20 protein-coding genes are annotated in these 20,068 nt (G+C 67.6%); 9 read left to right on the top strand and 11 right to left on the bottom strand.

Going from position 1 to position 20,068, the window contains the following annotated elements:
* The first annotated feature begins 115 nt into the window (after positions 1–115).
* The 5 genes from RBB34_RS02515 to RBB34_RS02495 all read left to right on the top strand — a co-directional run bounded on the left by RBB34_RS02515 (position 116) and on the right by RBB34_RS02495 (position 5,555).
* Positions 116–1,912 (top strand): ABC transporter ATP-binding protein, encoded by a 1,797-nt coding sequence (locus RBB34_RS02515; RefSeq protein ID WP_306117810.1) that lies wholly within the window; start codon positions 116–118, stop codon positions 1,910–1,912.
* Positions 1,909–3,768, top strand: coding sequence for an ABC transporter ATP-binding protein (locus RBB34_RS02510; protein ID WP_306117615.1), 1,860 nt, complete (start codon positions 1,909–1,911; stop codon positions 3,766–3,768). Before RBB34_RS02515 ends, RBB34_RS02510 begins: the two co-directional genes overlap by 4 nt.
* Before the next feature lie 172 nt (positions 3,769–3,940).
* Positions 3,941–4,483: a dihydrofolate reductase family protein gene (locus RBB34_RS02505; RefSeq protein ID WP_306117614.1), complete on the top strand. Its 543-nt coding sequence runs from the start codon at positions 3,941–3,943 to the stop codon at positions 4,481–4,483.
* Positions 4,484–4,782: 299 nt separating this feature from the next.
* Positions 4,783–5,118 (top strand): STAS domain-containing protein, encoded by a 336-nt coding sequence (locus tag RBB34_RS02500; protein WP_306117613.1) that lies wholly within the window; start codon positions 4,783–4,785, stop codon positions 5,116–5,118.
* Between the two features lie 26 nt (positions 5,119–5,144).
* Positions 5,145–5,555, top strand: a complete 411-nt coding sequence (locus RBB34_RS02495; protein ID WP_306117612.1) for an ATP-binding protein — start codon at positions 5,145–5,147, stop codon at positions 5,553–5,555.
* Positions 5,556–5,566: 11 nt separating this feature from the next.
* Here RBB34_RS02495 and RBB34_RS02490 read toward each other — a convergent pair whose 3' ends face one another.
* Complete coding sequence (locus RBB34_RS02490) at positions 5,567–6,925, bottom strand: SpoIIE family protein phosphatase (protein ID WP_306117611.1); 1,359 nt, start codon at positions 6,923–6,925, stop codon at positions 5,567–5,569.
* Between the two features lie 143 nt (positions 6,926–7,068).
* On the opposite strand from RBB34_RS02490, the gene RBB34_RS02485 reads away from it, so the two are divergent.
* Positions 7,069–7,590 carry a MaoC family dehydratase gene (locus RBB34_RS02485; RefSeq protein WP_306117610.1) on the top strand — a complete coding sequence of 174 codons (522 nt, stop codon included), beginning with the start codon at positions 7,069–7,071 and terminating at the stop codon, positions 7,588–7,590.
* A 4-nt stretch (positions 7,591–7,594) separates the two neighbouring features.
* Here the strand turns inward: RBB34_RS02485 and RBB34_RS02480 are convergent, their stop codons facing one another.
* The 4 genes from RBB34_RS02480 to RBB34_RS02465 form a co-directional block, all read right to left on the bottom strand.
* Complete coding sequence (locus tag RBB34_RS02480) at positions 7,595–8,146, bottom strand: sarcosine oxidase subunit gamma (protein WP_306117609.1); 552 nt, start codon at positions 8,144–8,146, stop codon at positions 7,595–7,597.
* Positions 8,139–11,138, bottom strand: coding sequence for a sarcosine oxidase subunit alpha family protein (locus RBB34_RS02475; protein WP_306117608.1), 3,000 nt, complete (start codon positions 11,136–11,138; stop codon positions 8,139–8,141). The genes RBB34_RS02480 and RBB34_RS02475 overlap by 8 nt, the downstream gene beginning before the upstream one ends.
* A 181-nt stretch (positions 11,139–11,319) precedes the next feature.
* A complete protein-coding gene (locus RBB34_RS02470) occupies positions 11,320–11,634 on the bottom strand; it encodes a sarcosine oxidase subunit delta (protein WP_306117607.1) in 315 nt (104 codons plus the stop codon).
* 20 nt (positions 11,635–11,654) lie between these two features.
* The gene (locus RBB34_RS02465; RefSeq protein WP_306117606.1) at positions 11,655–12,908 is read right to left on the bottom strand and encodes a sarcosine oxidase subunit beta family protein; all 1,254 of its coding nucleotides are present in this window, start codon (positions 12,906–12,908) and stop codon (positions 11,655–11,657) included.
* Positions 12,909–13,238: 330 nt separating this feature from the next.
* On the opposite strand from RBB34_RS02465, the gene rpsU reads away from it, so the two are divergent.
* The gene (gene rpsU / locus RBB34_RS02460; protein WP_109768626.1) at positions 13,239–13,463 is read left to right on the top strand and encodes a 30S ribosomal protein S21; all 225 of its coding nucleotides are present in this window, start codon (positions 13,239–13,241) and stop codon (positions 13,461–13,463) included.
* Positions 13,464–13,571: 108 nt separating this feature from the next.
* A complete protein-coding gene (locus RBB34_RS02455) occupies positions 13,572–14,450 on the top strand; it encodes a tetratricopeptide repeat protein (RefSeq protein ID WP_306117605.1) in 879 nt (292 codons plus the stop codon).
* A gap of 104 nt (positions 14,451–14,554) precedes the next feature.
* Here the strand turns inward: RBB34_RS02455 and RBB34_RS02450 are convergent, their stop codons facing one another.
* Positions 14,555–15,292, bottom strand: a complete 738-nt coding sequence (locus RBB34_RS02450) for a helix-turn-helix domain-containing protein (protein WP_306117604.1) — start codon at positions 15,290–15,292, stop codon at positions 14,555–14,557.
* 151 nt (positions 15,293–15,443) lie between these two features.
* On the opposite strand from RBB34_RS02450, the gene RBB34_RS02445 reads away from it, so the two are divergent.
* Complete coding sequence (locus RBB34_RS02445) at positions 15,444–15,746, top strand: antibiotic biosynthesis monooxygenase (protein ID WP_306117603.1); 303 nt, start codon at positions 15,444–15,446, stop codon at positions 15,744–15,746.
* Between the two features lie 66 nt (positions 15,747–15,812).
* On the opposite strand, the gene RBB34_RS02440 is transcribed toward RBB34_RS02445, so the two are convergent.
* The 5 genes from RBB34_RS02440 to RBB34_RS02420 all read right to left on the bottom strand — a co-directional run bounded on the left by RBB34_RS02440 (position 15,813) and on the right by RBB34_RS02420 (position 19,943).
* Complete coding sequence (locus RBB34_RS02440) at positions 15,813–17,216, bottom strand: NAD(P)(+) transhydrogenase (Re/Si-specific) subunit beta (protein WP_306117602.1); 1,404 nt, start codon at positions 17,214–17,216, stop codon at positions 15,813–15,815.
* A 14-nt stretch (positions 17,217–17,230) separates the two neighbouring features.
* Complete coding sequence (locus RBB34_RS02435; RefSeq protein WP_306117601.1) at positions 17,231–17,641, bottom strand: NAD(P) transhydrogenase subunit alpha; 411 nt, start codon at positions 17,639–17,641, stop codon at positions 17,231–17,233.
* Positions 17,634–18,800 (bottom strand): Re/Si-specific NAD(P)(+) transhydrogenase subunit alpha, encoded by a 1,167-nt coding sequence (locus RBB34_RS02430; RefSeq protein WP_306117600.1) that lies wholly within the window; start codon positions 18,798–18,800, stop codon positions 17,634–17,636. The genes RBB34_RS02435 and RBB34_RS02430 overlap by 8 nt, the downstream gene beginning before the upstream one ends.
* Positions 18,801–18,867: 67 nt before the next feature.
* A complete protein-coding gene (locus RBB34_RS02425; RefSeq protein ID WP_306117599.1) occupies positions 18,868–19,086 on the bottom strand; it encodes an aa3-type cytochrome c oxidase subunit IV in 219 nt (72 codons plus the stop codon).
* A gap of 113 nt (positions 19,087–19,199) precedes the next feature.
* Positions 19,200–19,943, bottom strand: a complete 744-nt coding sequence (locus RBB34_RS02420; protein WP_306117598.1) for a hypothetical protein — start codon at positions 19,941–19,943, stop codon at positions 19,200–19,202.
* Between the last annotated feature and the right edge of the window lie 125 nt (positions 19,944–20,068).

Raw genomic sequence — 20,068 nt, 5'->3', positions numbered from 1 at the left:
CTTGCCCCGCCCGGCGCGGGGCGCTATCCACCCCGTCGCCGGCGATGCCGGCAAAGGAGGTCCAGTGCCTGTTCGCGCCCATTCGGCGGAAGGCTCCGATTCGACGTTCGAGCTCATGGCGCGCACCGACACCGTATCCTGGTCGGCGGGCGTGAACACGATCGTGCGCGTCACGCGCATGGCGATGGCAACGCCGTGGCTCGCGACGTTTTCGGTGCTGGCGACCGTCGTCGCCTCGGCCCTGATGATCTGGGTTCCGCTGCTGCTGGGCCAGGCGATCGACTTCGCCCAGCAGACGCTGACCGGCGAGGCCGGGGCGGCGCGGCGCGGCCTGGCGGTCACCGCGGCGATGGTTCTGGCCGTGTCCATCCTGCGCGGCATCTTCACCACGTTCCAGAACTACCTCGCCGAGGCGGTCGGCCACCACCTGGCCTACCGGTTGCGCCAGCGCACCTATGACAAGATCCAGCGGCTGAGCTTCGGCTTTCACGACCGCATCCATTCGGGCGAATTGATCACGCTGGGCATGCTCGATCTGGAAGCGGTGCGCATGTTCTTCGCCACCGGCCTGATCCGGCTCGTAATGCTGCTCATCCTGATCGGCTTCGGCGCGGTGATGCTGCTGATGACCGACCCGCTTCTGGCCCTGGTCGCGCTGTCCTTCGTGCCGGTCGTCGGGGTCGTGTCCTCGTTTTCCCAGCTCAGGCTGCGCCGCACCTGGCTCGAGCTTCAGGAGCGCCTGGGCGTTCTCTCGCGCGTCATGGAGGAGAACCTCGCCGGCGTGCGCGTGGTGCGCGCCTTTGCGGCGCAGCACCACGAGATGAACAAGTTCCGCGGCGCCTCCGTCGATGCCCTCGGCCTCGCCCATGAGCGCGTGCGCCTGCGCGTGGGCGCGGCCGCCATCATGACGCTGTCGTTCATGACGGCCATGGGGCTGGTGCTCTGGGTCGGCGGCCGCCAGGTGCTCGCCGGCGAGATGACGCTCGGCACGCTGGCCACCTTTCTGACCTTCATGACGATCCTGCAGATGCCGGTGCGCCAGCTCGGCATGCTGGTCAACGCCTTTGCGCGCACCTCGACCTGCGGGTCGCGTCTGTTCGGGCTGCTCGATCTCGAGCCCGCCGTGCAGGACCCGCCCGGCGCGCCGGCGCTCGTTCTGGGCGAAGGCCGGCTGCGCTTCGACGATGTCGGATTTGCCTATCCCAGCGCGCCCGATCAGCCGGTCCTGTCCCGGATCAGCTTCGAGGCCCGCCGCGGCGAGACGATCGGCATTGTCGGCCCCCAGGGCAGCGGCAAGTCGACCATCGCCCAGCTCGTCCCGCGCTTTTACGACGTCACCGAGGGCCGCATCACGATCGACGGCCAGGATATGCGCGATGTCACCCTCGCCTCGCTGCGCAAGGCGGTGACGGTGGTCCAGCAGGATGCATTCGTGTTCACCACCACGCTCGAGAACAACATCGCCTATGGCGACCCCTGGGCCGATCCCCGGCGCATCGAGGCGGCCAGCAGCGACGCCCAGATCCACGGCTTCATCGCCAGCCTGCCCGAGGGCTACCGCACCGTGCTCGCCGAGCGCGGCGCCTCGCTATCCGGCGGCCAGCGCCAGCGCCTGTCGATCGCCCGCGGACTGATGCTGTCGCCGCCGATCCTGATCTTCGACGATTCGACGGCGGCCATCGACGCGCGCACCGAGGAACAGATCCTCGCCGCGCTGCGCCAGAAGGCGCAGGACCGGCTCACCATCCTGATCGCGCATCGGCTGAACACGCTGCGCCACGCCGACCGCATCTTCGTGCTCGAACGCGGCCGCATCGTCGAGGAAGGCAGCCCCGGCGCGCTTCTGGCCAGCGACAGCCGCTACCGCAGCCTGCACGAACTTCAGACCCGCGCGCACGAGGGTGCCGCATGACCGCCGGCGAGAACGAAGTCGAACGCGACGAGATACGCGACGACGGCCGCCGGCCGCCGCGCGCCGTGGTCGGCTCGCACCGGCTGCAGGAGGAGATGTTCGGGCGCGTCTTCGATCCCTGGGTCATCGGGCGCATCTGGGCCTTCGTGCGCCCCTATCGCGCGCGGGTGCTGTTGTCGGTCCTTGCCGTCCTGACCTTCACCGGCACCCAGCTCGCCATTCCGCTGATTATCCGCAGCGCCATCGACAACGGCCTTGTCGCCGACGATGGCGGCGGCCGGGCGCTGAGCGTCGCGGTGATCCTGTTTGCGATCGTCGTCGCGCTCAATGCCGGCGCCAGCTACATGCAGGAGCGCGTCGTCGGCGAGGTCGCCGAGAACGTCCTGTTCGACATCCGCGAGGCGATGTTCGGTCATCTGCAACGCATCTCCATGGCCTTTTACGACAAGACCGAGGTCGGCCGGCTGATGTCGCGCCTGCAAGGCGACGTCAATTCCATGCAGGAATTCCTCGAAACCTCGGTGATCTCGATCGGCGATCTGGTGCTGCTCGTCGGCATCGTCGTGTGCATGCTCTGGCTCGACCTGTGGCTCGGCCTTTTGACGATATCGATCCTGCCGGTGCTGGCGCTGGCGCGGCTGGTCTGGCTGCCGCGGGCGCGCTCCGCCTTCATCGCCGCCCATGAGGCCAATTCGGTGACCAATGGCGCTCTCGCCGAGGCCATCCACGGCGTGCGCACGGTCCAGGGCATGACGCGCCAGACCGTCAACCACGCCCTTTTCGACGAACTCGCCTCCGGCAACCGGCGCGCCCATCTGCATGCGGCCAAGATGGCGCAGGTCCTGGTGCCGGTGGTCGACACGCTGACTGGCCTGGCCATGGCCGTCGTCGTCCTCGTGGGCGGCTCGCGCGTCCTGGACGGCACGCTCGAGGTCGGTGTCATCGTCGCTTTCTTGTTCTTCATCCAGCGTTTCTTCGATCCGATCCGCTCGCTGACGCTGCAGTATTCCGTCATGCAGCGGGCCATGGCTGCCGGCCAGCGCCTGATCGAGGTGCTCGACGTCCCGCTCGGTGTGGCCGACAGGCCCGGTGCGCGCGAACTGCCCGCCGACGCGCCCGCCTCGGTCGCCTTCGAGAACGTCACCTTCAGCTATGTCCCCGGCCAGCCGGTGCTCAAGAGTGTGAGCTTCGCGGTCGCCCCCGGCGAGACCGTGGCGCTGGTCGGGCCGACCGGCTCGGGCAAGTCGAGCGTGATGTCGCTCGTCCACCGCTTCTACGACATCCAGGACGGCGCCGTCCGGGTCGGCGGGCAGGATGTGCGCGAGGTCACGCAGGCCTCGCTCGGTCGCATGATCGCCATGGTGCTCCAGGAGCCATACCTGTTCACCGATACGGTTCTCGAGAACATCCGCTACAACCGGCCCGATGCAACGCTCGACGAGGTCGTTGCGGCGTCGAAGGCCGTCGGCGCGCATGACTTCATCGACCGCCTGCCCGAGGGCTACCGGACCATGCTGACCGAGCGCGGCGGCAATCTGTCCATGGGCCAGCGCCAGCTCGTCAGCTTCGCCCGGGCGCTTGTCGCCGACGCGCCGATCCTGGTCCTCGACGAGGCGACATCGAGCATCGACAGCCAGACCGAGGCACAGATACAGGCCGCGCTCGCCCGCGTGCTGGAAGGCCGAACCGGGCTGGTCATCGCTCACCGCCTCGCCACGATCCGCAATGCCGACCGCATCCTGGTGCTGCGCGACGGCGAACTGATCGAGCAGGGCAACCATGCCGAGCTCGTCGCCAATGACGGGCTCTATGCGCGCCTTTACCGCTCCAACCAGAGCTCGTTCGACGACCTGTGACCGAAACCCTTGCCATGCGGCGGGACCGGTCGATCTATTCCTCACGTGCCTGAAGGGTCCGGGGTCTGCCGGGTATCGGCTCGCCAGGTCGTCCAGGCCGAAGGGCCACGCGGCGGTGCCCGACCCTTGCGTGGCGCGGATCCACGGCGCATGCGAACGAAAGGCTGCTTTGATGCTCGAAAACCACGTCTATACCGCCACGTCGCTCGACGGCTTCATCGCCCGGCCGGACGGCTCGCTCGACTGGCTGATGCAATTCGATCCGGCGCAGCAGGAATACGAGACCTTCATCGCCGGCATGGACGGCATCGTCATGGGCCGGTCGACCTATCAGACCGTGCACGACTTCGGCGACTGGCCCTACACGATTCCCGCCGTGGTCCTGAGCACCTCGCTGTCGCCGGCGGACGTGCCGGCCGCGCTGCGCGACAAGGTGGAGGTGTCCGCCCAACCGGTCGAGGCGCTGTGCCGCCGCCTGCACGCCGAACGCGGCTGGCGCACCGCTTATGTCGATGGCGGCCGCACGGTCCAGTCCTTCCTGGCCGCCGGCCTGATCGCGCAGATGACGATCTTCACCATGCCGGTGCTGATCGGTGCCGGCCGACCGCTGTTCGGCCCGATCGACGCCGACATGCAATGGTCACTGACCGAATGCGCGCCACTGGCCATGGGCGCGGCGAAGACGGTCTGGCGGCGCGCCGGCGCCGCGCGATAGGGTCCGTTGAATGTAACCGCGCGGCGTGTGCCGCACCGTAGGCATGTCTTCCTGCCCGGTCGGGCAACGCAAGGGCCGTGCCCGTGACGGCGCATGCGGCCGCCATCGAGCCGATTGGCGGCGCCTGGCCAAAGCGCATCTCGCGCCATGGCGCCGGCGACCGGCTCCTTGCCCGCGCCTGGCGCACAACCGGTTGTTGGAAAACTGTCATGAAACCTGTGCTAGGAACACCGGTCGGCGCTCGCGCGGGGGCCGACCGACGCATCAAATTGCCCAGCGCGCGACAGGAGCGGGAAGACATGCAGATCAGCCAGCAAGAACTCGATGGCGGAGTCCTGAAGGTCACGTTGAGCGGGCCGTTCGACATTGCCGGGGCGGCCGATGTCGACGTGCCCTTTTCGGTCATCGGCGGCCGCCGCGACAAGGTGATCGTCGATTTCTCCGATGTCGACTTTCTCGCTTCGATCGGCGTGCGCGTCCTGGTCAAGGCGGCCAAGTCGATGGGCAATCGCGGCGGCACGATGGCCCTGTTCAACGTCGGCGAGGCGCCGCGCAAGGTGCTCGCCTCCACCGGCGTCGACACCATCATCGCCGTGACCGAGGACGAACCGTCGGCCATCGCCGCGGTCTCGTGAACGGCAGTTCTGCGCCGGGGACAGTTGTGCAAGACCGGCTCACCCTCGATGCCGACCCGGCCGCGCTGGCCCGGCTGAACGACTGGCTCGCCGCGCGCTTTTCGGAAGCGGGCCTGGCGCCGGCCGTCGCCGCCGACATGAAGCTTTGCCTCAACGAGGCGGTCACCAACACCATCTGCCACGGCTTCGACGATCCCGCCGGTGCCCGCATCGCGGTCGAACTCCAGGCCGGCCCCCGCCGCGCCGTCGCGCTGGTGACCGACAATGGCCGGCCCTTCGACCCGCTGGCCGCCCCGCTCGCCGCGCCGATCGAAAGCCTTCGGAGCGCGCAGATCGGCGGTTTCGGCATCAAGCTGATGCGCGACACCGCCTCGGCGCTGCACTATGAGCGCGTCGGCGATACCAACCGCCTGCGCATCGAGTGCTCGGCCGACTGACGCGCCGCGCCTCAGCCGCGATAGTCCAGCACCAGGCAGGTCAGATCGTCCGATTGCGGGCATCCGGCCGCGAAACGGGCGACATTGGCTTCGACCGCCTTGACGAGATCGGCGGGTGCGAGATGGACGTGCTCGGCGAGCAGCCGCTCGAGCCGGTCATTGCCGAACACCGCGCGGTCGGCCGAGAATGCCTCGGTGATGCCGTCGGTGGCCAGCACCACCCGCGTGCCGGGCACGAGCCTGACATGCCGCGTGCCGAAGGCCGGTCCCGCGAACAGCCCCACGGCCGGCCCCATCGGCGCGCACTTTTCGACCGCGCCCGCCGGCGGCACCAGATAGATCTCCTCATGGCCGCCGCTCGCCAGATCCATGGCGCCGGTGACCAGATTGAGCCGGGCGAAGGCCAGCGTCACGAACATGCCCTCGGCATTGTCCTCGGCCAGAAGCGCATTGACGCGACCGACGATCTCGCCCGCTTCGCCGCCCTGCCGCGCCAGCGTCTTGAGCACGGTGCGCGCCACGCTCATGAACATCGCCGCCGGCACGCCCTTGCCCGAGACATCGCCGACCGCAAAGCCGATGTGGTCGTCGTCGATCATGAAATAGTCGAAGAAATCGCCGCCCACATGCCGCGCCGGCGTCATCAAGGCCGCGATGGCGAAGCGATCCGCATGCCGGCCCGCATCGATGCCCGGCGGCAGGAAGGATTGCTGGATTTCGGCCGCGGTCTGCATTTCCTGGGCGAACAGGCGCTTGTTGGTGATCTCGTGCGCCATGTCCTCGAAGACATCGGCAAAATGGCTGAACCGGTCGGCCTGCTGGCGCAGCGTGGCCAGCATGTCGGGCTCGAACTGGCCGGCGGCGAGCGCCTTGGTCGCCTGGGTGAGCGTGGCGATCGACCCGTTCAGGCTCTGAAGGCGCACACCCAATTCGGCGATGATCGCCATGGCCGCCTCGGGCCGTCCGGCCAGCAGTTCGCGGATCGTCGCCTGTTCGATGCGCAGCAGGCACACATCGCACAGGCAGGACACGGTCGCCGTGCGCGGCACCGAGGCGAAGGCGGCGATCTCGCCGACGAGCCCGCCCGACCCGATCACCGCGACGGTCACCCGCCCGGTCTCGGTTTCCACCTCGATGGCGACCTCGCCTTCGAGCACCAGATAGGCGAAATGGCCGGGATCGCCCTGGGCGAACAGCACCGTGCCCGCACCGAAGGTCTCGATCGGGCTTTGCCCGGCGACGCGTTCGAGCCGGGCCGTGCCAAGCGAGGCGAAACAGGCGGAGGCCTCGAGCATCCGCGCGATGGCCGCCGGCGTCCACTGGCCGGGCGAGGCGGCGCATTGCGCCCCGATCTCGATCGCATCGCCCATCGATGTCCCTGTGATTGCCGCGTTCAGGCCATGCATTGGTCCATCGATTTGACCCAAGGTCAACCGGCGCGCGCCGATATCGGCGCAACGCGCCGCGCCGATTTCGCTTGAAGCGGCCCGGGACCAGCCGCTATGGCCATACCATGACGGACAATGCCCCCGAGACGACGCCCGCCGGCCGCGCCGGCGGCGACAAGCGCACCATCACGCTCGACGACATTTCCGCCGCCGTCGGCACGGTGATCGGCACGTCGGGCTGGCGCACCGTCACCCAGACCATGATCGACGGCTTCGCCGAAGCGACCGACGACCACCAGTGGATCCATCTCGACCCCGAGCGCGCCGCCGCCGAAACGCCCTTTGGCGGCACCATCGCCCACGGGTTCCTGACGCTGTCGCTGCTGTCGACGCTGGCCTATGAGGCGCTTCCCGAGCTCGAGGGGGCGACCATGGGCATCAATTACGGCTTCGACCGCATCCGCTTTCAGGCGCCGGTCCGGTCGGGCGCCCGCGTGCGCGCCGTCTTCGCGCTCGCCGAGGCCGACATCCGCCCCTCCGGCCGGGTGCTTTCGACCTATGACGTCACGCTGGAGATCGAACACGGCGCCAGACCGGCCTTCACCGCCAGATGGCTGACCCTGTCTGTCGTCGAAAGGGCGCAGTGAACGCTCAATCGACGTCGCGCGCGGCGTCGATCAGATAGTCGAACACATAGTCCGAGAACGACCGCCAGACCTCGATGCGGAAGGTTTCGGCCTGCGGGCGATGCAGCACGATCTCCACCTTGCCGAAGACGGTGCGCGAGCACGCGCCTTTCGAGAAGGCCTCGAGCGACAGGTCCTGCGGGCAGCCATGGCTGATGACATCGGCCGCCCGCAGCCCGCGCACCATGATGGCCGTGTTGCGCTGCGAGATGTCGACCGCGCTGTGCGGCGCATCCACGCCGGCGAGCGCGGCGCCCGGATCGGCCTTTTCGTCGATGACGAGCCATTCATCCGGGCCCAGCCACAGGGCGGCGCGCTTGCCCGAGGCGGCCGACGTCTTCGGTTCTTGCGGCAAATCGAGCGCCAGGGCAGCCGACAGCGCGGCGACACTGTCGCCCGGTGCGCGCAGGCTGATGCGAAAGGCGGGCGGGGCGGGCGCGATTTCAACGCCTGTGCCGGCATGAACGCGCCCGGCCAATGGCTGCTCCCGCGCCAGCGTTGCGGCGGTGTCAGCCATGATCGTGCCCTCCCCTTTCGGCGAGAAAGTCCGTGCCCATGATCTCGACGGCCATCGCGCCGCCGGCATCGGCGACGAAGACCGTCTCCCCCATGCGCGAAAAGCCGTTCTCGATCAGCGCCATGGCGATCGGCCGACCGAGATTTTCCGACCAGTAGGACGACGACACCCAGCCGATCGCGCGCCCGGCTTCCGGCTCGGCGACGATCTGCGCACCCTCGTCGATCACGCCGACGCCGTTGCCCACGCGCAGACCCACCAATTGCCGCCGCCCGTCGGCGACCAGATCGGGCCGCATGAGCCCGCGCATGCCCACGAAGTCGGACTTCTTCCGCCCGACCGCCCATGACAGGCCGGCATCGTGCGGCGTCACCGTGCCGTCCGTGTCCTGGCCGACGATGATGAACCCCTTTTCGGCGCGCAGCACATGCATCGCCTCGGTGCCGTAGGCGCGGCCGCCGATTTCGGTCACCCGCGCCAGAAGCGTGTCCCACACGGCGCGGCCGTGATCGGCCGGCACGTTGATCTCGAACCCGTCCTCGCCGGCGAACGACATGCGGAACAGCCGCATCGGCACGCCCTCGAACGTGCCCTGGCGACAGCTCATGAAGGCCATCGCCTCGCGTCCGATATCCATGCCATCGACGAATGGCGCCAGGATCGCCTCGGCGCGCGGCCCCTGCAGGGCGATTACCGCCCACTGTTCGGAGACCGAGGTCAGCCACACATTCAGATGCGTGAACTCGGTCTGAAGATAGTCCTCCATCCGGCCCAGCACCCGCGCCGCGCCGCCGGTTGTCGTTGTGACATGGAACCGGTCCTCGGCGAGCCGCCCGATCACGCCGTCATCGTAGATGAAGCCGTCCTCGCCGCACATCACCCCATAGCGCAGCCGTCCCACGCCCAGCTTGCGGAACGGATTGGTATAGAGCAGATCGAGAAATTCCGCCGCGTCGGGCCCGACGACCTCGATCTTGCCCAGCGTCGAGGCATCGAACAGGCCGGCCGTGCGCCGCACCGCCAGGCATTCGCGGTTGACCGCGGCGGCCATGTCCTCGCCCGCTTGCGGGTAGTACCAGGCCCGCTTCCACTGGCCGACATCCTCGAACACCGCGCCGAGCGCCTCATGGGCACCGTGCATGGGCGTGCGCCGGGTCGGCTCGAACAGCGCGCCGCGGTCATGGCCCACCAGCGCGCCGAAGGTCACCGGCGTGTAGGGTGCACGAAACGTCGTCAGCCCGACCTCCGGGATCGGCCGACCGAGCCTTTCGGCCGCGATCGCCAGCGCATGCATGTTGGACAGCTTGCCCTGATCGGTCGCCATGCCGCTGGTGGTGAAGCGCTTGACGTGCTCGATCGAGTGGAAGCCCTCCTGCACCGCCAGGCGAATGTCCTTTTCGGTGACATCGTTCTGGAAGTCGACGAAGGCCTTGACCACCTTGCCCGAATCGGGATTGGGCGCCGCGCCCGCCATGGCGCCGCGCCAGCGCCCGGCCCCTTCGACGCGCACGCCAATGCCGGCCTTCTTCGCCCGCGCGCCGCGCGCCGCCCGCGCCGCGTCTTCCCCGGCCGCAAGGGCCTCCTCGACCGTCGCCGCCAGATCGTCCGTGCCGTTGCAGGCGCCCACGCTCCGGCATTCCTGCGCCGCCTCGCCCGGCACGAAGCGCTGGCCCGCCGCCTCGAAGCGCAGCTTGCCGCGCGATTGCGAGAACAGATGCACCGAGGGCGTCCAGCCCGCCGACATGATCAGCGCGTCGATCGGGATCACCCGCCGCGCGCCGCCATCGACGGGCCTGGTCACCATGGACGACACGCGCAGCTTGCCGCCCGCCGCGATCACCGTGTGGCCGGTCAGCACCTCGATACCGAGCGCTTCGGCTTCATCGAGCAGCGCCGGATCGGGCGCGGTGCGCACATCGACGATGGCGGCGATTCCCGCGCCCGCCCGGCTAAGTTCGAACGCCGCCGCATAGGCGCCGTCATTGGCCGTGAACACGCCGATGGTCGTGCCGATGCGCACGCTGCAATGGTTCAGATAGTGCCGCGCCGCCCCGGCGAGCATGATGGCCGGTCGGTCATTGTTCGCAAACACCATGGGCCGCTCGATCGCGCCGGTGGCGAGAATCACCCGTTTTGCGCGCACCTGCCACAGCCGTTCGCGCACCGGGCCGGGATTGGCCAGATGGTCGCCGCGCTGTTCGACCAGTCCGACCATATTCTGGGCATAGTATCCAAACGCGGTCGTGCGCGGCAGAACGCGTACATTGTCCATGGTCACCAGCCGCGCGGCGACGCCGCTCGCCCAGTCAAAGCCGGCCTGCCCGTCGATGACGGCCTCGGTCTCGAAATGCAGCGCCCCGCCGAAGCCGGCGCGTTCATCGCACACGATCACCGACGCCCCGCTCTCGGCCGCCGCCAGCGCGGCCGCCAGTCCGGCCGGCCCGCCGCCGCAAACCAGCACGTCGCAATGGGCGAACCGGTTGGCATAGCTGTCCGGGTCGGGCTCGTCGGGCGCGCGGCCGAGCCCGGCCGCCTGCCGGATGAAGGGCTCGTAGAGGGCGCCCCAGGCCCGTCGCGGCCACATGAAGGTCTTGTAGTAGAACCCCGCGGCCAGAAGCGGCGAGGCCCAGTCATTGACCTCGCCGACATCGAGCGACAGTGACGGCCAGCGGTTCTGGCTGAACGCATCGAGCCCGTCATGGATCTCCTGCATGGTCGCGCGCACATTGGGCTGACGCCGGGCGCTGCCGCGCGCGATGCCGACCAGCGCGTTGGGCTCCTCGGGCCCGGCCGTGACGATGCCGCGCGGCCGGTGATACTTGAACGACCGGCCGACCAGGTGGACGTCGTTTGCCAGAAGCGCCGAGGCGAGCGTGTCGCCGGCAAGGCCCTGATAGGCCTGGCCGTCGAAGCAGAAGCGCACCGGGCTGGCCGGCGACAGCCGGCCGGCGCCGGCGACGCGGTTGGTCTGGGTCTGCGTGGCGGCGGTCATGCGAACCCCTCACCCTCTCCCCGCGGGCGGGGAAAGGAGGTCATCCACATCGCGCCTATCGGTCGGCCGGAGCGCCGGTCGGCGCCGCCCGTCCCTCTCCGCGCCTGCGGGGAGAGGGATACGAGGCTTGGCCAATGCAATGAGCCATAGCCGCAGTTGGGTGAGGGGCGTGACAAGTCCATCATCCCGCCCCTTTCGCGTTCCCGTTGGCCGCTTCGACCACGTCCGGCTTCGCTTCGCCCGCCTTGTAGGTCAGCAGGAACCGGTCCGTATGGGTATCGCGCACCGCGTTGAAGAACCGCGCGCAGCCATGCACGTGCCGCCAGCGCTCGAACGTGATGCCCTTGGGATTGTCGCGCAGGAACAGGAACTGCGCCAGCGCCTCGTCGGTCAGCGATGCCATGTCCGGTGGCCGGTCGATATGGGCCTCTGCGGCATGGACGAATTCCGGCTCGGGCCGGTCCTCCTGGCAATACGGACAATGGATCAACAACATGGCGCCCCCCGGCCACAGACCTAATGCATCACCGCCGCAGCCGCCGCCTCGTCGATCAGAGCACCGGTGGAGAACCGCTCCAGCGTGAAACCCGCATTGACCGGATGCGGGTTGTCGTTTGCAATGGTGTGCGCGAAAACGTGGCCGGAGCCGGGCGTGGCCTTGAAGCCGCCCGTACCCCAGCCGCAATTGACGTAAAGGCCGGGAACCGGCGTCTTGGCGATGATCGGCGAGCGGTCCGGCGTGACGTCGACGACCCCGCCCCATGACCGCATCATCTTCAGCCGCGTGAACATCGGAAACAGTTCGCAGATCGCATCGAGCGTGTGCTGGATGACGGCGAGGCTGCCGGCCTGCGAATAGGAGGTGTACTGGTCCGTCCCCGCGCCGATCACCAGTTCGCCCTTGTCGGACTGGGAGATGTAGCCATGCACCGCGTTCGACATGACAACGCACGGAAAGCACGGCTTGACCGGCTCTGAGACCAGCGCCTGCAGCGGATAGCTCATGATCGGCAGGCGCAGATCCGCCATCCGCATCAGCACCGATGTGTGGCCGGCGGCGACCACGCCGATCTTGCCCGCGCCGATGAAGCCGCGCGTCGTGTCGACGCCCTTGACGTGACCGTTGCCGGCACGCGCGATTCCGGTCACCTCGCAGTTTTCGATGATGTGCACGCCCCGGCTCGATGCCGCGCGCGCATAGCCCCAGGCGACCGCATCGTGCCGCGCCGTGCCGCCGCGCCTTTGAAGCGCCGCGCCCAGCACCGGATAACGCGCCGAACGCGCAATGTTCAGCGGCGGACACCAGGCCCTGGCCGCCTCGGGCTCGAGCCATTCATTGTCGACGCCGTTGAGCCGGTTGGCGTGGATGTGGCGCATCGCCACCTGCCGGTCGTGCACCGAATGGGCCAGCATCATCACGCCGCGCTGGGAGAACATGACGTTGTAGTTCAGGTCCTGGCTGAGGTCCTCCCACAGCCGGACGGCGTGGTCGTAGATGCCCGCCGATTCCTCGTGCAGATAGTTCGAGCGGATGATCGTGGTGTTTCGGCCGGTATTGCCGCCGCCGAGCCAGCCCTTCTCCAGCACGGCGACATTGGTGATGCCGTGCTCCCTGGCAAGGTAGTAGGCCGTCGCCAGCCCGTGCCCGCCGGCACCGACGATGACCACGTCATAGCTTTCGCGCGGTTCGGGCGAGCCCCACTGGCGGCCCCAGCCGCGATGCGCACGCACCGCCTCGCGTGCAAGGGCAAATCCTGAAAATCGGCGCATGCAATCGTCCCGGACCGTGAGCGCGGATCGAATGGCCGCACAAGAGCACAGGAGAGTCGGCGGTTCCAGTGCAATTGCGACAGGTCGGCGCCCGGAAACGAAGCGTATCCCGATCCCGCCGCGCGCTGCGGCCCGGCGCGAACGAGCCGGCCCCGCAGGGCGACAAATGGCTGTCATCTTGGCGCCTCACACTGGACTTGCCCGCGCGAAGCTGCTATCTGTGCCGCAATCGTCGGAGCATCGGCTTCGGGAACCTGTTAGTTCGTTCCGTCGAAGCCGCCGATTTGCCGACATACATCACCTGACCAAACCAGAGGAACGGGATCGAAATTGCAAGTACTCGTACGCGACAACAATGTCGACCAGGCACTGCGTGTGCTCAAGAAGAAGATGCAGCGCGAAGGTGTCTTCCGCGAAATGAAGCTTCGCGGTCATTACGAGAAGCCCTCCGAAAAGCGTGCGCGTGAAAAGGCCGAGGCCGTGCGCCGCACACGCAAGCTGGCGCGCAAGCGTGCGCAGCGCGAGGGACTGCTGGGCGGCCGCAAGGGTCGCTGACGGCGCCGGGCCTTCGCCCCGATTTGGTCTTTTTGACAGTCAAGTATGGTGTGACCGGACAAGGCCACACCTTTTTTGTATGCAGCAGGACCAGACCGGGGGACAGCCATGAATTCGAACAGGCCGGCCAAGCCGATGCGCGGCACTGCCTCATTGCGGAAGGCGGCTCGCCTGCGGCCGGCCGGCGGTCTCGCCGGGCTCGGCCTGTTGGCGCTGACCCTTGTCGCATGCCAGACGGCCAGCCTGCCCACCGATGTCGTGCGCATCGAGCGCGAACAGGCCAGCGAGCAGAACATCGCCTCGCTGACCGGGGTCATTCGCGCCAACCCCAACGACGCCAACGCCTACAATGTGCGCGGTTCGGCCTTCGGCCGCGGCGGGCGGTATCGCGAGGCGCTCGAGGATTTCAACCGGGCCATCGCGCTCGACCCGCGCTTTTACGAAGCCTATGCGAACCGTGCGCTGATCCACCGCTCGCTCGGCGACCCGGTCGCCGCCGCGAGTGACTACAACCAGGCCATCGCGATCAATCCGCGCTACGACAAGGCCTATATCGGCCGCGGCGAACTGTACCGAAGAGCGGGCCGCACGACCGAGGCTTTCGGCGATTTCGAGCGCGCCATCCGGCTCGACACCACCGATCCGCGCGCCTATCACCGCCGCGGCCTGATCTACCAGTCGCGCAATCAGCACGAATTCGCGATCGAGGACTTTTCGACCGCCATCTCGCTGCAACCGGACGCACCCGAGCCCTATAACGGCCGGGCGATCTCGTTCATCGCGCTGAACCAGCTCGACAACGCCTTCGATGACGTCAATTACGCACTGCGTCTTGACGAGCGCAATGCCGAGGGCTGGGCCAATCAGGGCCTTGTCTACGAGCAGCGCGGCGAGACGGCCCAGGCCCAGAAGTCCTACCGCCGCGCCCTGCAACTCGACCCCGACCTCGCCTTCGCCGAGGCCGGCCTGAGGCGGGTCGGCGGATAGCGCCAGGGCCGGCGCGGGCCGGCGGCCACAACACGCCGGCGCGCCCGGCCCCGGGCACATGCCGGCGAAGCGGCCGGCCGCCAGGTCGACCATGGCGATACCGGCTACCGGAGGCCGGCGGCGGACCGCGCGTTGACGGGTGCGTGGCTGGACGGCCCTTCGGCGGCGATCGCGAAGCTGCTTCTGATCAGCCATCGTGACAATGTGCGGGCAAGCGTCTGGTCGCCGACCAGCCTGATCCGCTCGGCCGCGATTTCGGTGGCAAAGTGCGAATAGCCCATCCAGGCTGCGGCAAGCGCCTTCAACTGCGCAAGGATGAACAGATCGACATCGTGCCTGGGATCGACCATGCACAGATCGACATCGGCATTGGGCCGGATGATCAGCCAGTACCGGCCCGTCACGTCATTGGGCTCGTCGATGACGAACTCGATCACGCAGCGCCGCCGCGGCAGCGCGCGCAGGTCGATCTTGCGCCGGATGTTCCACATCAGCACTTTGGCATCGAGGCGGTCGGTGCCGATTGCGGGGTCGAGATGCCGGTGCGCCCAGTGCCCCAGGGCATTGACGATCGGCTCCAGCTCGTCGGCCAATTGGGTCGTCCGGTAGGCGATCTGGCCGTTCGCCGTCGCCTCGAACCGCTCGACCAGGCCCCGATCCTGCATCTGCCTGAGCCGACGCGACAGAAGGCTCGGCGACATGCCCGGAACGCCCCTGTGGATCTCGGAAAAGCGCGTCGATCCGGACCACATCTCGCACAGGATGAGCATGGTCCAGCGCGGCTCGAGCATCTCGCATGCCATCGCAACGGGACAGAACCGCGTGTAGCCGGATGTCGTCATGGGCGATCTCCCTGCACGGCCGATCGTTCCCGTTCCGGCCGGCATTGTCCACTACAGATTTCGTAGCGGGATCGCTCCACATCGAGAAGTGGTGCGCGCCTGAGAACGCCGCCAGGCTCCGGGCACGGAAACCGTGACCGGAGGCGCAGCCATGTTCATCGTCAACGTATTGTTCGAGACGTCCGACACCGATGCGGTCCTGGCGGCCGTCAAGGACCTTCTGGAACGGCTCGTCTCCAGACAGCCCGGCTTTCGCCGCGCGCGCCTGCACGCAGGCGTGGCGCCGAGCGAGAACGTCGTCGTCAACTACATGGAATGGGACAGTCGCGAGGCCTTTCAGGCCTTTCGCGCCGCCCATGGCGCGGAAGTGACCGAAGCGGTGGGACGCTTCGAGCCACGCTTTCTGTTCTTCCAGATCGCCCACGCCGAGGGCGGCTGGTCGAGCGCGGCATAGCCGCGCGAAAGAGCACGCCGGAAACCGGTCGGCGCCGATGGCCGCGACCGGCCGACGGCGCCGTCCTCACGCGTTCTCGAACGCCTTGACGATGTCCTCGGTCATCTTCTTGGCGTCGCCCAGCAGCATCATCGTGCCGTCCTTGTAGAACAGCGTGTTGTCGATGCCCGCATAGCCCGATCCGAGCGAGCGCTTGACGAACAGGCACGTCTTGGCCTTGTCGACGTCGAGGATCGGCATGCCGTAGATCGGCGAGGAGGAATCGTCGCGCGCCGCCGGGTTGGTGACGTCGTTGGCACCGATCACATAGGCGATGTCGGCCTGGGCGAATTCGGCGTTGATGTCCTCGAGTTCGAACACCTCGTCATAGGGCACGTTCGCCTCGGCCAGCAGCACGTTCATGTGGCCGGGCATGCGTCCCGCGACGGGGTGGATGGCATAGGAGACCTCCACGCCCTCGGCCTTGAGCATGTCGGCCATCTCGCGCACGGCGTGCTGGGCCTGCGCCACCGCCATGCCGTAGCCGGGCACGATGATGACCTTGGAGGCATTCTTCATCAGGAAGGCCGCGTCGTCGGCCGAGCCCTGCTTGACCGTGCGGTCGATGCCGTCATCGGCGACCGCAGCGGCCGTCTCGCCGCCGAAGCCGCCCAGGATGACCGATATGAACGAGCGGTTCATGCCCTTGCACATGATGTAGGACAGGATCGCCCCGGACGAGCCGACCAGCGCGCCGGTGATGATCAGCGCCAGATTCTCGAGCGTGAACCCGATGCCGGCGGCCGCCCACCCCGAATAGGAGTTGAGCATGGACACGACCACCGGCATGTCGGCGCCGCCGATCGGGATGATGATCAGCACGCCGATCGCCAGCGACAGCAGCACGATCAGCCAGAACACCGCCCGGCTTTCGGTGCCCACCAGCATGAAGATCAGCAGCACGATCGCGATGCCGATGCCGGCATTGATCGCATGGCGGGCCGGCAGCAGGATCGGCTTGCCCGACATCCGCCCGTCGAGCTTCAGGAAGGCGATGATCGAACCGGTGAACGTCACAGCGCCGATGGCAACGCCGATCGACATCTCCACCAGCGCCACCGGCTTGATCGCGCCGATGGCGCCGATGCCGAACGAGGCCGGCGAATAAAGCGCCGCCGCCGCCACCAGCACGGCGGCAAGGCCGACCAGCGAGTGGAACCCGGCAACGAGTTGCGGCATGGCGGTCATGGCGATGTTGCGCGCCACATAGGCGCCCACCGAGCCGCCAATGGCGATGCCGACAAGGATCGCGAACGCGCCGCCGACGCCGGGCGCGGCATAGAACAGCGTGGTCAGCACGGCGATGCCCATGCCGATCATGCCGTACATGTTGCCCTGCCGGCTGGTGGTCGGATGACTCAGCCCGCGCAGGGCGAGGATGAACAGGATCCCGGAGACGAGATACAGAAAGTAGGCGACATTGGTCGACATGATACGCTATCGCCTCACTTGTCTTTTTTCTTGTACATGGCGAGCATGCGCTGGGTGACCAGAAAGCCGCCGAAGATATTGACCGAGGCGAGCACCAGCGCGACGAAGCCGAGCCCCGATGCGAAACCGCTCTCCGATATGCCGACGGCCAGCAGCGCGCCGACCACGATCACCGAGGAGATCGCGTTGGTCACGCTCATCAGCGGCGTATGCAGCGCCGGCGTGACCGACCAGACCACGTAGTAGCCCACGAAGATCGCCAGAACGAAGATCGAGAACAGGAAGACGAACTCGCTCACTCCGCCCTGCTGGACGGCGTCGGCGGCCGAAGTCACCACGGGCGGCGCCTCGGCGATCGCGTCGCGAACGCCCTGAGCGGCCTGATCGAGCGCGTCGAGCGCTTGTGACACTGCATCGTCACCCATCGGTCTTCTCCCCCTTCTTGGCGTTGTCGCCGCCGAACCGTTCGTGCACCACGGACCCGTCGTGCGTGAGCAGGGTCGCCTTGACCAGTTCGTCCTGACGGTCGATGGCGAGTTCGCCCTTGTCCTTGTCGATCAGCGTGTCGATGAAGGCGAGCACGTTCCTGGCGTAGAGCAGCGAAGCCGAGGCGGCGACCTGGCCGGGCATGTTGGCAACGCCGATGATGCTGACGTCGTTCTTGGTCACGACCGTCTCGTCGGGCTTGGCGCCGTCCACATTGCCGCCGCGCTCGACAGCCAGATCGACCAGCACCGAGCCCGGCTTCATCGTGTCGATCATCGCCTTGGTCACCAGCCTTGGCGCCGGCCGGCCCGGGATAAGCGCGGTGGTGATGACGATGTCCTGCTTGGCGATGTGATCGGCAACCAGTTCGGCCTGCTTGGCCTGGTACTCCTTCGACATCTCCTTGGCGTAGCCGCCCGCCGTCTCGGCCGCCTTGAACTCCTCGTCCTCGACGGCGATGAACTTGGCGCCGAGCGAAGCCACCTGCTCCTTGGCCGCAGGGCGCACGTCGGTGGCGGTGACGACCGCGCCCAGCCGCCGCGCCGTGGCGATGGCCTGCAGGCCGGCAACGCCCGCGCCCATCACGAACACGCGCGCGGCGGGCACCGTGCCGGCGGCCGTCATCATCATCGGCATGGCGCGGTCATAGGCGTGCGCCGCCTCGACGACGGCCTGATAGCCGGCCAGGTTCGCCTGGCTGGACAGCACATCCATCGACTGCGCGCGGGTGATGCGCGGCATCAGTTCCATCGCAAATGCCGACACGCCCGCACCGGCCATCGTGTCGAGTGCCTTGCCCGCATCGAACGGGTCCATCATGGCGACGACGACGGCCCCCTTCTTGTAGCGCTTGAGCTCGGCCTCCGTGGGCCGGCGCACCTTGAGCACGATGTCGGCCTTGCCGGCCGAGGCCGCCGTGCCCAGCGAAGCTCCGGCGGCCTCGAAAGCCTCGTCGGTGATGCGCGAGGCCGTCCCCGCACCCTTCTGGACGACGACCTCGTGTCCCGCCCCGACCAGGCGCTTGACGGTATCGGGCGAGCCGGCCACGCGCGGCTCCTCGCCCGAGGTCTCCTTGGCGATGAAGATGTTCAGTGGCAAATCCGTCCCCCCAAAATGCAGTGTTCCGGCGTCCCGGCCGGCTTGTGTCCCCTCTGGCCGGACGCGGTTACAGGAAGAACCAGGCCACCACCATCAAGATGACGAAGACGATCAGGCCACCGAAGAAACCGCCGCCGGCAAAGAAGCCGAAGGCCATGGCGATCAGCACGGCCGCAACCGATGCGGCGCCCCACTTGGTCATCGTCAGGAACGCGGCGAATGTGCGCTCATGCTCGCGATAGTCCATGGGCGCTCCATCGTCATTGCCGTTGTGGTCCTGGCTCATGAAGGTCTCCGCTGCCGGTCATCGTCAGTTCGCTGCGACAGCGCATAGCGAAAACCGTACCGCACTGCAATGGCGTGCGACGTTCGTCCGCTGCGACGCGGGGGCGCGGCGCCTCACGCCGCGCGGGCGGCGAAGCGCGCGGTCGGCAGCACGCTGAGCGGCGGCAGGGCATCGACGCGATCGTCGAACAGCAGCCGCGCCTCGGTCTGGGTGAAGTTGAAGATCGGGTTGCGGCGGGTGATGTAGTCCTGGTTGCCGCGCGAGATCGCCAGCAGCAGCGTGTCCGGGATCATGCCCTCGGGCACGAAGGGGCCGGCAAGGCGCGTCGCGCCGAACACGCGCCGGTAATAGGCCTCGTGCGTCGCCTTGACCACGCACAGGCAGTGGTCGGCATTGCGGTAAATCGTCATCATGGTCGACAGCCGGTGCGTCAGCAGCGGCAGCGCCGGAATGGCCCGGGAGGCTTCGGCATCGACGGCGAACCGGGTCGGGTCGATGAACACCATGCCCTGGGCCAGCAGCGGCGCCAGCGTACTGCGACACAGTTTCAACGCCGGCGTTTCGGGCAGGCCCGCCGCGAGCACGTTCAGACGCATAGACGAGACGAGCGTGCCATCGTGGTACAGCCCGAAGACATAGCTTTCATCGGCATAGTCGAGGTCCTCGAGCACGGGTTCGGTGAATTTCTCGGTATAGAGCGCGCGCGCGTTGAAGGCGTCGCGCCGCAGGACGCCGACCGCCTCGAAATCCTCGGCCGTCACGATGCGCCGGTACTCCATCCGGTCGAGCACCGTCATCAGTTCATTGAGCGCAAGCTGTGCGGAAGGGGCCGTGGCGCCTGTGAACCTGTCATCCATATCCCACCTCTCAATGCCCCGGTGGAATCGTTACGTCACGACAGGTTTGCAGTAAATGTAGTGTGTTGTTTAATCGCTTGTTAACGTTAATTCTTAGCTTGGGACATGAAGGAAGGCTCTGCGTC

It is taken from the genome of Roseitalea sp. MMSF_3546, assembly GCF_030732865.1.
Classification (GTDB): Bacteria; Pseudomonadota; Alphaproteobacteria; order Rhizobiales; family Rhizobiaceae; genus Roseitalea.
Note: the sequence above shows the minus strand (reverse complement) of the source record. Positions and strands in the feature narration are given on the sequence as shown.

What these genes read in the sequence shown, in the direction of transcription:
- RBB34_RS02515 (WP_306117810.1), top strand. Translation starts at nt 116, where the DNA reads ATGGCGCGCACCGACACCGTATCCTGGTCGGCGGGCGTGAACACGATC.
- RBB34_RS02510 (WP_306117615.1), top strand. Translation starts at nt 1,909, where the DNA reads ATGACCGCCGGCGAGAACGAAGTCGAACGCGACGAGATACGCGACGAC.
- RBB34_RS02505 (WP_306117614.1), top strand. Translation starts at nt 3,941, where the DNA reads ATGCTCGAAAACCACGTCTATACCGCCACGTCGCTCGACGGCTTCATC.
- RBB34_RS02500 (WP_306117613.1), top strand. Translation starts at nt 4,783, where the DNA reads ATGCAGATCAGCCAGCAAGAACTCGATGGCGGAGTCCTGAAGGTCACG.
- RBB34_RS02490 (WP_306117611.1), bottom strand. Translation starts at nt 6,925, where the DNA reads ATGGGCGATGCGATCGAGATCGGGGCGCAATGCGCCGCCTCGCCCGGC.
- RBB34_RS02485 (WP_306117610.1), top strand. Translation starts at nt 7,069, where the DNA reads ATGACGGACAATGCCCCCGAGACGACGCCCGCCGGCCGCGCCGGCGGC.
- RBB34_RS02480 (WP_306117609.1), bottom strand. Translation starts at nt 8,146, where the DNA reads ATGGCTGACACCGCCGCAACGCTGGCGCGGGAGCAGCCATTGGCCGGG.
- RBB34_RS02475 (WP_306117608.1), bottom strand. Translation starts at nt 11,138, where the DNA reads ATGACCGCCGCCACGCAGACCCAGACCAACCGCGTCGCCGGCGCCGGC.
- RBB34_RS02470 (WP_306117607.1), bottom strand. Translation starts at nt 11,634, where the DNA reads ATGTTGTTGATCCATTGTCCGTATTGCCAGGAGGACCGGCCCGAGCCG.
- RBB34_RS02465 (WP_306117606.1), bottom strand. Translation starts at nt 12,908, where the DNA reads ATGCGCCGATTTTCAGGATTTGCCCTTGCACGCGAGGCGGTGCGTGCG.
- RBB34_RS02455 (WP_306117605.1), top strand. Translation starts at nt 13,572, where the DNA reads ATGAATTCGAACAGGCCGGCCAAGCCGATGCGCGGCACTGCCTCATTG.
- RBB34_RS02450 (WP_306117604.1), bottom strand. Translation starts at nt 15,292, where the DNA reads ATGACGACATCCGGCTACACGCGGTTCTGTCCCGTTGCGATGGCATGC.
- RBB34_RS02445 (WP_306117603.1), top strand. Translation starts at nt 15,444, where the DNA reads ATGTTCATCGTCAACGTATTGTTCGAGACGTCCGACACCGATGCGGTC.
- RBB34_RS02440 (WP_306117602.1), bottom strand. Translation starts at nt 17,216, where the DNA reads ATGTCGACCAATGTCGCCTACTTTCTGTATCTCGTCTCCGGGATCCTG.
- RBB34_RS02435 (WP_306117601.1), bottom strand. Translation starts at nt 17,641, where the DNA reads ATGGGTGACGATGCAGTGTCACAAGCGCTCGACGCGCTCGATCAGGCC.
- RBB34_RS02425 (WP_306117599.1), bottom strand. Translation starts at nt 19,086, where the DNA reads ATGAGCCAGGACCACAACGGCAATGACGATGGAGCGCCCATGGACTAT.
- RBB34_RS02420 (WP_306117598.1), bottom strand. Translation starts at nt 19,943, where the DNA reads ATGGATGACAGGTTCACAGGCGCCACGGCCCCTTCCGCACAGCTTGCG.